Annotated in this window: 1 protein-coding gene; it reads left to right on the plus strand. The window is 62.1% G+C overall.

Annotation, left to right across the window (positions count from 1 at the left end):
- Positions 1-122 precede the first annotated feature (122 nt).
- Positions 123-1,525 (plus strand): IS3 family transposase gene (locus HGO92_RS23090; protein WP_440915801.1). Its coding sequence is split into 2 segments (ribosomal slippage): positions 123-483 and positions 483-1,525, totalling 1,404 coding nucleotides; the frame shifts between segments, so codons are not numbered across the junction.
- Positions 1,526-1,559: the final 34 nt, after the last annotated feature.

Genomic DNA, 1,559 nt, shown 5'->3' on the forward strand with positions numbered 1-1,559 from the left:
CCCTACGTGTCAGGGTTGTTTGAGGCCAGCAACTCATAGCAAGTCGATGACGTAGGGCGAGAATCAGGAATCCATTTAGCATGTCCAGTTTGTCTTTGACCGCGGTGCGGGAAGATAGTCCTATGAGCAGTCCCGGTCCCCGCGCGGGAGGTCCGACCCCGAGGCGGTCGTTCACCCCGGCGCAGAAACTCGATCATCTGACCGCCTACGAGGCAGCCTGCGAAAGCAACCGGGGAGGGGCCTACCTGCGGGAACAGGGCTTGTATTCCTCTCTGATCACCGAGTGGCGCCGGCTGCGCGACGCCGGGGTTCTTGAGGGGAAGAAGCCCGGCGAGAAAATCGGCAAGCCCACCGCGGAACAGGCCGAAATTGCCCGTCTACGCCGGCGTCTTGAGGTGAGCGAACGCAAGCTGGCACAGACCGAATCCGCGTTGACCATCATGGAAAAAGCACGGCAGCTCTTGGAGGACATCTCCGAGAGCGAGGAGCAGCAGCCCTGGTACAAGAAACGATGATGGGCACCTACCGCGAACTGACGGCCTCCGGCTTCTCCACGCGGACGGCCGCGAGGCTGGCCGGGGTCTCCCGCGCCACCGCCACCCGCAGCAGCCGGCCTGCTCCGGTGCCCATATCATCCGCACCCTTCGTGCCGGCAAACAAGCTGACCGAGGCCGAACGTGCACAGATCCTGGAGACTGTGAACTCGCGGGAATATGTTGATCTGGCCCCGCTGCAGATCTATGCCCGGCTGCTGGACGAGGGCATCTACTTGGGCTCGGTCTCCACGTTCTACCGGCTCCTGGCCGAGAACCGGCAGGTCAAGGAGCGCCGCCGCCTAGCCAAGCACCCGGCACGGCAGAAACCGGAACTGGTGGCCACGGCACCGGGTCAGGTCTACACATGGGATATCACCAAGCTCGCAGGCCCGGCGAAAGGCCGGTATTTCGATTGCTACGTGATGATCGATATCTACTCCCGGTACGTTGTCGGCGTCCACGTCCATGCTCATGAATCAGGGCAGCTGGCGGAGGAGATGATGAAGGAGATCTTCGGCATCCATGGCATTCCGCACGTGGTCCATTCCGATCGCGGGACGTCGATGACCAGTAAGACCGTCGCCGCGCTGCTGGCGGATCTGGAAGTCACTCGCTCGCATTCGAGGCCCCGGGTCAGCAACGATAATCCTTACTCGGAGGCGTGGTTCAAATCGCTCAAATACGCCCCGGTCTTCCCGGAGCGGTTCGGCTCGATCGGCGATGCAAGGGAGTTCATGGCCAGCTTCGTGGACTGGTATAACCATGAGCACCGCCATACCGGGATAGGCCTACACACTGCCGCAGACGTGCACTACGGGCTCGCCGCCGACAAGGCCGCTGAAAGGACGGCGACGTTAGCCGCGGCACGGACCAACACCCCGGCTCGCTTCGGCAAAACCAGCGACCCCAAGATCCTCGCGCTACCCAACGCGGCCTGGATCAACCGGCCGGCAGAACAACCAGAAACGGAAGAAGAAGCAGCCGCCTAACTCCTACTGGCCTCAAAATCCTTGACAAATACCG

It is taken from the genome of Crystallibacter degradans, from assembly GCF_012952295.1.
Lineage (GTDB): Bacteria > Actinomycetota > Actinomycetes > Actinomycetales > Micrococcaceae > Crystallibacter > Crystallibacter degradans.